The sequence below is a fragment of the Plasticicumulans sp. genome (genome assembly GCF_035331805.1).
GTDB lineage: Bacteria > Pseudomonadota > Gammaproteobacteria > Competibacterales > Competibacteraceae > Plasticicumulans.
Genome location: NZ_DAOLKE010000162.1, coordinates 1 through 7953 on the forward strand (window position 1 = coordinate 1; position 7953 = coordinate 7953).

General features: G+C 71.0%; 7 protein-coding genes. All 7 read left to right on the top strand.

Going from position 1 to position 7953, the window contains the following annotated elements; all coding sequences use genetic code 11:
• A partial coding sequence (gene rsmB, locus PKE44_RS11880; protein WP_324551402.1) for a 16S rRNA (cytosine(967)-C(5))-methyltransferase RsmB occupies nucleotides 1-1326 on the top strand: 1326 nt, incomplete at its 5' end.
• Nucleotides 1323-1898, top strand: coding sequence for a DUF4390 domain-containing protein (locus PKE44_RS11885; RefSeq protein WP_324551404.1), 576 nt, complete (start codon nucleotides 1323-1325; stop codon nucleotides 1896-1898). The genes rsmB and PKE44_RS11885, both read left to right, overlap by 4 nt.
• A gap of 7 nt (nucleotides 1899-1905) precedes the next feature.
• Nucleotides 1906-4119 carry an ATP-binding protein gene (locus PKE44_RS11890; RefSeq protein ID WP_324551407.1) on the top strand — a complete coding sequence of 738 codons (2214 nt, stop codon included), beginning with the start codon at nucleotides 1906-1908 and terminating at the stop codon, nucleotides 4117-4119.
• Entirely contained in the window at nucleotides 4116-5489 is a 1374-nt protein-coding gene (locus tag PKE44_RS11895; protein WP_324551410.1) for a sigma-54 dependent transcriptional regulator, read from the top strand. Before PKE44_RS11890 ends, PKE44_RS11895 begins: the two co-directional genes overlap by 4 nt.
• Before the next feature lie 50 nt (nucleotides 5490-5539).
• Complete coding sequence (trkA, locus tag PKE44_RS11900) at nucleotides 5540-6916, top strand: Trk system potassium transporter TrkA (RefSeq protein ID WP_324551412.1); 1377 nt, start codon at nucleotides 5540-5542, stop codon at nucleotides 6914-6916.
• Between the two features lie 19 nt (nucleotides 6917-6935).
• Nucleotides 6936-7508 (top strand): class I SAM-dependent methyltransferase, encoded by a 573-nt coding sequence (locus PKE44_RS11905; protein WP_324551414.1) that lies wholly within the window; start codon nucleotides 6936-6938, stop codon nucleotides 7506-7508.
• Nucleotides 7505-7834 (top strand): hypothetical protein, encoded by a 330-nt coding sequence (locus tag PKE44_RS11910; protein WP_324551416.1) that lies wholly within the window; start codon nucleotides 7505-7507, stop codon nucleotides 7832-7834. The genes PKE44_RS11905 and PKE44_RS11910 overlap by 4 nt, the downstream gene beginning before the upstream one ends.
• Nucleotides 7835-7953 lie beyond the last annotated feature (119 nt).

Here is a 7953-nt window from a genome sequence, read left to right on the forward strand (position 1 = left end):
CCCCGCGCCGCCCGCCGCGGTCCGCCGCTCGATGCGCGCCTCGCTGCCGCGCACGCGCTCGCCGACGTGCTCGACGGCCGCATGTCGCTGAATGCCGCACTGCCGCGCTACAGCGAGCGCGTCGTGGCGCGCGACCGCGGTCTGGCCGCCGAACTCGCCTACGGCACGCTGCGGCTGTATCCGCGCCTCGCGCTGCTGCTCGATCAGCTGCTCGAACGGCCGCTCGCTGCCGGCACCGGCCTCGTGCGCGGCCTGCTGCTCTGCGGGCTGTACCAGCTCGATCACCTGCGCGTGCCCGAGTACGCGGCCGTCGCCAGCACGGTCGAGGCGGCGCGCGCACTCAGACACCAGCCCTGGGCGGCCGGCCTCGTCAACGCCGTGCTGCGCAACCGCCAGCGCCGGCGCGCGGCACTCGATGCCGCACTGGCCGCCGAGCCGGTGGCCGTGCACGCGCATCCGGCCTGGCTGCTGGAGCGGCTGCAGGCCGACTGGCCCGCGGACTGGCCGGCGATCGTCGAGGCCAGCAACCAGCAGGCCCCGATGATGCTGCGCGTGAACTTGGCGCGTGAAAGCCGCGACGAGGCACTGGCGCGGCTCGCGACGGCCGGCATCGCCGCCGCGGCACACGCGCAGGTGGCGAGTGCCGTCGTGCTGGAGCACCCCGCCGAGGTCAGCGCCCTGCCCGGCTTCGCCGATGGCCGGCTGTCGGTGCAGGACGGCGCCGGCCAGCTCGCCGCGCCGCTGCTCGCGCCCGAGCCGGGCGATCGCGTGCTCGATGCCTGCTGCGCGCCCGGCGGCAAGACCGGCCACCTGCTCGAAACCGCACTCGGCCTCGAACTGCTGGCGCTCGACATCGATGCCACGCGCCTCGTGCGCGTGCGCGAGAACCTCGACCGGCTCGGCTACGACGCCGAACTGCTCGCCGCCGATGCCGCGGCACCGGCAGACTGGTGGGACGGCCGGCCCTTCGAGCGCATCCTGCTCGATGCGCCGTGCTCGGCCACCGGCGTGATCCGCCGCCATCCCGACATCAAGGCGCTGCGCCAGCCGGCCGACATCGACGCGCTCGCCGCCCGCCAGCGCGCGCTGCTCGATGCGCTGTGGCCGCTGCTGGCCCCGGGCGGTATCCTGCTGTACGCCACCTGCTCGCTGCTGCGCGCCGAAAACGAGACCGTGATCGCGGCTTTCCTCGCCGCCCACCCCGATGCCGCGGAACTCGTCATCGACGCGGACTGGGGGCTCGCGCTGCGCCACGGCCGCCAGATCCTGCCGGGCAGCGCCGGCCTCGACGGCTTCTACTACGCACGCCTGCTCAGGACCCCGTGACCGCTTTCACCGACCGCCACCGGACCCCGTGCCTCGCGCTGCTGCTCGGGCTGCTGTGTCTGTGGCTCGCGCCGGTGCCGGCCGCCGCCGACGGCTTCCGCGTGCTGCGCGCCAGTTCGACCAGCGAGCGCGGCCTGCTGCGCCTCGACGCGCTGATCGACCTGCAGTTCACCGAGGCCCCGCTCGATGCGCTGCGCAACGGCGTGCCGCTCACCATCGAGATCGATGTCGAGATCGTCCGCGACCGCGATCTGCTGTGGGACGAGACCGTCGCCAGCCTCAGCCAGCGCTTCCGGCTCGAATACCACGCGCTCGCGCGCCAGTACGTGGCCGTGAACCTCAACACCAATGACCTGCGCAGCTTCCCGACGCTTGCCGGCGCGCTCGATGCCATCGGCCGGCTGCACGACTTCCCGCTGATCGACCGGGCGCTGCTCAAGCCCCCCGGCAACTATTACGGGCGGCTGCGCGCGAGCCTCGACATCGAGGCGCTGCCGCCACCGCTGCGCCCGGTCGCCTACCTGTCGACGGACTGGCGGCTCGGCTCGACCTGGTACGCGTGGTCGCTATGAGGTCGTCATGAGCATGCGGCGGATTGCAGTGCGCGGCCTGCTGGTCAACGCGGCGCTGCTGGCGGTGCTGCTGGTGGCGCTGGCGCTGATGGGCGAGGCGACCGGCAACTCCGCGCGCTTCGGCGAGCTGTACTCGTGGCTGCTGGTCGGCAGCGCGCTCGGCTTCGTGCTGCTCGCGTTCCTGATCGGGCGCAACCTCTGGGATCTGTACCGGCAGGTGCGCAACGACGAACCCGGCTCGCGGCTGACGCTGCGGCTGTTCGTGCTGTTCTCGCTGATCTCGGTCGCGCCGGTGTCGGTCGTGTATTACTTCTCGGTGCAGTTCATCGCGCGCTCGATCGATTCGTGGTTCGACGTGCGCGTCGAGAAGGCGCTGGAGGATGCCCTCGAACTGTCGCGCACCGCGCTCGACCTGCGCATGCGCGAGGTGCTCAAGCAGACCGTGCGCCTCGCCGGCCAGCTCGGCGAGACCCCGGGCCCGCCGTCGACGCTGCTGCTCGCGGAGCTGCGCGAGGAGAGCGATGCGCAGGAGCTGGCCGTGCTGAAGGCCGACGGCACGCCGCTGGTGGTCGCCGCCAGCGAGGCCGCAAGCCTGGTGCCGGAGCGCCCGCCGGATGTCGTGCTCGCGCAGCTGCGCCAGGGCGGCAACTACGTCGCGCTCGACCCGACCGCCGAACTCGGCTTCCAGCTGCGCGCGGTCGTGCCGGTGCCGGCGCACGCGACCATCGGCGATGACCTGCTGCTGCAGGCGCTGTACCCGGTCACCGACCGCTTCAACTCGCTCGGGCATTCGGTGCAGGCGGCCTTCGATGCCTACCGCGAACTGGTCTTCCTGCGCGAGCCGCTGCGCACGACCTTCATCATGACGCTGTCGCTGGTGCTGCTGTTCGGCGTGCTGAGTGCGCTGTCGGCGGCCGTGTACTTCGCGCGCAAGTTCGTGCAACCGGTGCGCGACCTCGCCGACGGCACGCGCGCGGTCGCCGCCGGCCAGTACGACAAGCAGCTCGCGCCGGCGGCCAACGACGAGCTCGGCTTCCTCGTGCAGTCCTTCAACGAGATGACGCGCAACCTCGCCAGCGCGCGCGACTCGGCGCTGCAGAGCCGGCACATGCTCGAAGGTCAGCGCGCCTACCTCGAAACCGTGCTCGCGCGCCTGTCCTCGGGCGTGCTGACGCTCGATCACGACGGCCACCCGCGCACCTTCAACGCCGCGACGCTGCACATCCTCGGCCTCGATGCCGGCCACCCGCTGTCGGCCGAGGGCGAATCGCCGCTCGCGCACCTGCTCGGCGCCGTCGCCGGACATCTCGCCGGCGAGAGCGCCGAATGGCGGCAGGAGGTCACGCTGTTCGCCCCCGGCGGGCGGCGCGTGCTGATGTGCCGCGGCTCGCGGCTGCCGGATGCCGTCGGCCTCAAGGGCGGGCACGTGCTGGTGTTCGACGACATCACGACGCTGGTGCAGGCCGAGCGCGACGCCGCCTGGACCGAGGTCGCGCGCCGCCTCGCGCACGAGATCAAGAACCCGCTGACGCCGATCCAGCTCGCCGCCGAGCGCATCCGCCACAAATACCTCGGCAAGCTGGGCGAGGAGGAAGGCCGCGTGCTCGATCGCGGCACGCACACGATCGTGCAGCAGGTCGCGGCGATGAAGGAGATGGTCGATGCGTTCAACGACTACGCGCGCGCGCCGCAGTTGCGCATCGTGCCGGTGCCGTTGAACGAGTTCGTCACCGACGTGCTCTATCTGTATCGCGACTACCCGGCCGGCGTGGAGATCCAGCTCTGCACGGACCCGGCGCACCCGGTCATCGAGGCCGACAAGAACCGGCTGCGGCAGCTGCTGCACAACGTCGTCAAGAACGCCATCGAAGCCATCCGCGACGGCCACGGCTCGAAGCTGATGATCTCGACGCGCGTGCACGACGGCGTCGAGCTGGTCTTCCAGGATGACGGCCCCGGCTTTCCCGAGGGCAGCCTCGGCAACGTGTTCGAACCCTACGTGACTACCAAACCCAAGGGCACGGGACTAGGATTGGCGATCGTCAAAAAAATCGTTGAAGAGCACGGCGGCCTGATCCGTGCGGAGAATGCCCAGCAGGGCGGCGCTCGCATCACCATCCGCTTTCCCGCCAGTCACGCCCGCACCCCACTGACACCCGCACCTGCCGCCGCACCGGCGCCGGGTGCCGTGCCATCGACCCGTGCCGAGGAGGCAGGATGAGTTCAGCGCACATCCTCGTCGTCGACGACGAGCCCGACATCCGCGATCTGGTCAAGGAAATCCTCGAAGACGAGAACTACGAGGTCTCGACCGCGGAAAACGGCGCCGCCGCCCGCGAGGCCCGCCGTGCGCGGCGCCCGGACCTGATCCTGCTCGACATCTGGATGCCGGACATCGACGGCATCAGCCTGCTCAAGGAATGGGCCGAGGGCGACGGCCTGCCCTGCCCGGTGATCATGATGTCCGGCCACGGCACGGTCGAGACCGCGGTCGAGGCCACGCGCCTCGGCGCCTGGGACTTCATCGAGAAGCCGCTGTCGATGGCCAAGCTGCTGCTGACGCTCGAACGCGCGCTCGAAGCCGACAAGCTGCGCCGCGAGAACGCCGGCCTCAAGCGCCACGCGCGGCCGGTGACCGAGCCGGTCGGGCGCAGCGAGACCGTGCAGAAGCTCAAGGCCCAGGCCCAGCGCATCGCCCAGCACGAGGCACCGGTGCTGATCTCCGGCGAGCCCGGCACCGGCAAGGAGATCTACGCGCGCTACGTGCATGCGCACAGCCCGCGCCGCGGCGGGCCGTTCGTCGATGTCGGCGTCGGCTCGATCGCGCGCGAGAACTCGGCGCTGGAGCTGTTCGGCTCCGAGGAAGGCGAGCGCCTGCATTACGGCCGGCTCGAACAGGCGAGCGGCGGCACGCTGTTCCTCGACGAGCTCGCCGACATGGCGCCCGAGACCCAGGCCAAGCTCGCCGGCGCGCTCGAGAACGGCTCCTTCCTGCGCCTCGGCGGCCGCGAGCCGGTGCACCTGAACGTGCGCGTGATCGCCGCGACGCATCGCGACCTCGAATCCGAGGTCGCGGCCGGGCGCTTCCGCGAGGATCTCTACTACCACCTGAACGTGCTGCCGATCCGGCTGCCGCCGCTGCGCGAGCACTGCGAGGACGTGCCCGACCTGCTGTCGTTCTACGTCAATCATTTTGTCGATCAGGAAAGCCTGCCGTACCGCAACTTCACGATGGCGGCGCGCAACCGCCTGCGCAACTACGGCTGGCCCGGCAACATCCGCGAACTGAAGAACCTCGTGCAGCGCCTGCTGATCCTCGGCGGCGCCGAGGAGATCACGCTCGAAGAGGTCGAATCGGCGATCTCGCACACGACGCCCGGGCGCCAGCGCGACATCAGCCAGATTCCGCTCGACCTGCCGCTGCGCGAGGCGCGCGAGCAGTTCGAGCGCGCCTACCTGCTGCAGCAGTTCAAGGAATGCGACGGCAACGTCGCGCGCCTCGCCGAGAAGGTCGGCATGGAGCGCACGAACCTGTACCGCAAGCTGCGCGCCCTCGGCATCGATCCGAAGCGCACGCCCGAGGACGAATGAGCCGGGCACGAAGCAGCCCGGTGCCGTCGTGAGGATTCCGTGAGGACATCGTGAAGATCCTGATCCTCGGTGCCGGCCAGGTCGGCAGCTCGGTCGCGTACAACCTCGCTTCCGAGGACAACGACATCACCGTCGTCGACCTGCGCGCCGACGTGCTCGCCGACCTGCAGGACCGCATCGACATCCGCACCGTCTGCGGCGCCTGTTCGCACCCGGAGATCCTCGAAGCCGCCGGAGCCGCCGATGCCGACATGCTGATCGCGCTGACCAGCAGCGACGAGGTCAACATGATCGCCTGCGCGGTCGCCGACAGCCTGTTCCGCACGCCGACCAAGATCGCGCGCGTGCGCACCGCCGAGTACACGCAGTACCCGCAGCTGTTCGGCGCGCACGGCCTGCCGATCGAGAAGCTGATCGCGCCCGAGCAGCTCGTCACCGACCACATCCAGCGCCTGATCGAGCACCCCGGCGCGCTGCAGGTGCTGGACTTCGCCGACGGCCTCGTGCGTCTGGTCGGCGTGCGCGCGATTGCCGGCGGCACGCTGGTCGGCAAGCAGCTGCGCACGCTGCCGGCACACATGCCCGGCATCCACGCGCGCGTCGCGGCGATCTTCCGCGCCGGCGAGGCGATCACGCCCGACGGCGACACGGTGATCGAGGCCGACGACGAGGTGTTCTTCATCGCCGCGAAGAAGAGCATCCGCGCGGTGATGGCGGAGCTGCGCAGGCTCGACAAGCCGGTCAAGCGCGTGATCCTCGCCGGCGGCGGCAACATCGGCCGGCGGCTCGCGCACGCGCTGGAGGACCGCTTCCAGGTCAAGATCATCGAGCGCAACCCCGAGGTCGCACGCCGCATCGCCGAACAGCTCGACCGCACGATCGTGCTCGCCGGCGATGCCGCCGACGAGGAGCTGCTGCTCGAAGAGAACATCGAGCACACCGACGTGTTCTGCGCCGTGACCAATGACGACGAGGCCAACATCCTGTCGTCGATGCTCGCCAAGCGCCTCGGCGCCCGCAAGGTCATGGCGCTGATCAACCGCCCGGCCTACGTCGACCTGGTCGAGGCCACCGGCCAGATCGACGTGGCGATCTCGCCGCAGCAGGCGACGATCGGCGCGCTGCTGACGCACATCCGCCGCGGCGATGTCGTGCGCGTGCATGCGCTGCGCCGCGGTGCGGCCGAAGCCATCGAGGCCATCGCCCACGGCGACCGCCAGACCAGCAAGGTCGTCGGCCGGCGCATCGACGAGATCCGCCTGCCGCCCGGCACGACCATCGGCGCCGTCGTGCGCAACGGCGAGGTCACCATCTGCCACCACGACACGCTGATCGAACCCGACGATCACGTGATCCTGTTCCTGACCGACAAGAAGCGCATCCACGAGGTCGAGCGCCTGTTCCAGGTCGCCGTGACCTTCCTCTGAGCCACCCCGGGAACCCCGCATGCCCGTCACCGACCGCGATCGCTGGGATGCCCGTTACCGCGACGGCATCCCGCAGCAGCGCCCCTGCGCGACGCTGACCGCACACCTGCACCTGCTGCCGGCCCGTGGCCGGGCGCTGGATCTGGCCTGCGGCCTCGGTGCCAACGCCCGAGTGCTGGCCGCGGTCGGGCTCGACACCGAGGCTTGGGACGTGTCGCCGGTCGCGATCGGGCGGCTGCAGGCGCTCGCCGCCGCCGAAGGTCTGACGATCACCGCCACGGCCTGCGACCTGCTGGAAACGCCACCGGCTCCGCAGAGCTTCGACGTGATCGTCGTCGCGTACTTCTTCGAGCGCGCGCTGCTGCCGGCACTCGCCGCGGCGCTGCGCCCCGGCGGCCTGCTGTTTTATGAGACCTTCACGCAGCGCAGCGCCCACGGCCCGTCGAACCCCGACTGGAAGCTCGCCGACAACGAACTGCCATCGGCCCTGCCCGGCCTGCGCCTGCGCTATTACCGCGACGAGCAGGACGCCGGCGACCCGGCGCTCGGCCTGCGCGGCATCGCCGGCTACATCGGCCAGCGCCCGGCATGAATCCCGCCGCCCTCGAAGCCATGATCGCGCGCGGCCAGGACGGCGCCCTGCTGCGCACGACGCTCGGCAAGCTGTACCTCGACACCGGCGACGCGGCGCGCGCACATGCCCACCTCGAACGCGCGGTCGGGCTCGATGCGCAGTACTCGGCCGCCTGGAAGCTGCTCGGCCATGCCCGCGCCGCACTCGGCGATCCGGCCGGTGCGCTTGCGGCGTGGACGCAGGGCATCGCGGTCGCCGAAGCCCGCGGCGACCTGCAGGCCGCGAAGGAGATGGCGGTGTTCCACCGTCGCCTGCTGCGCAGCCTGCCACCGGACGCCCCGTAGCTTCCTGCCCGCGTCCTCAGCCCGCCGCACGACCCTCCACAAAAGCACAGGGCGCCCGGAGGCGCCCTGTGTGTGGCCGTGGGTGGACCGGAGCGTGCCGGTCACCGGCTCACTGCGAT

Coding starts and splice junctions, on each gene's coding strand:
- PKE44_RS11890 (WP_324551407.1), top strand. CDS start 1,906: ATGAGCATGCGGCGGATTGCAGTGCGCGGCCTGCTGGTCAACGCGGCG.
- PKE44_RS11895 (WP_324551410.1), top strand. CDS start 4,116: ATGAGTTCAGCGCACATCCTCGTCGTCGACGACGAGCCCGACATCCGC.
- PKE44_RS11905 (WP_324551414.1), top strand. CDS start 6,936: ATGCCCGTCACCGACCGCGATCGCTGGGATGCCCGTTACCGCGACGGC.
- PKE44_RS11910 (WP_324551416.1), top strand. CDS start 7,505: ATGAATCCCGCCGCCCTCGAAGCCATGATCGCGCGCGGCCAGGACGGC.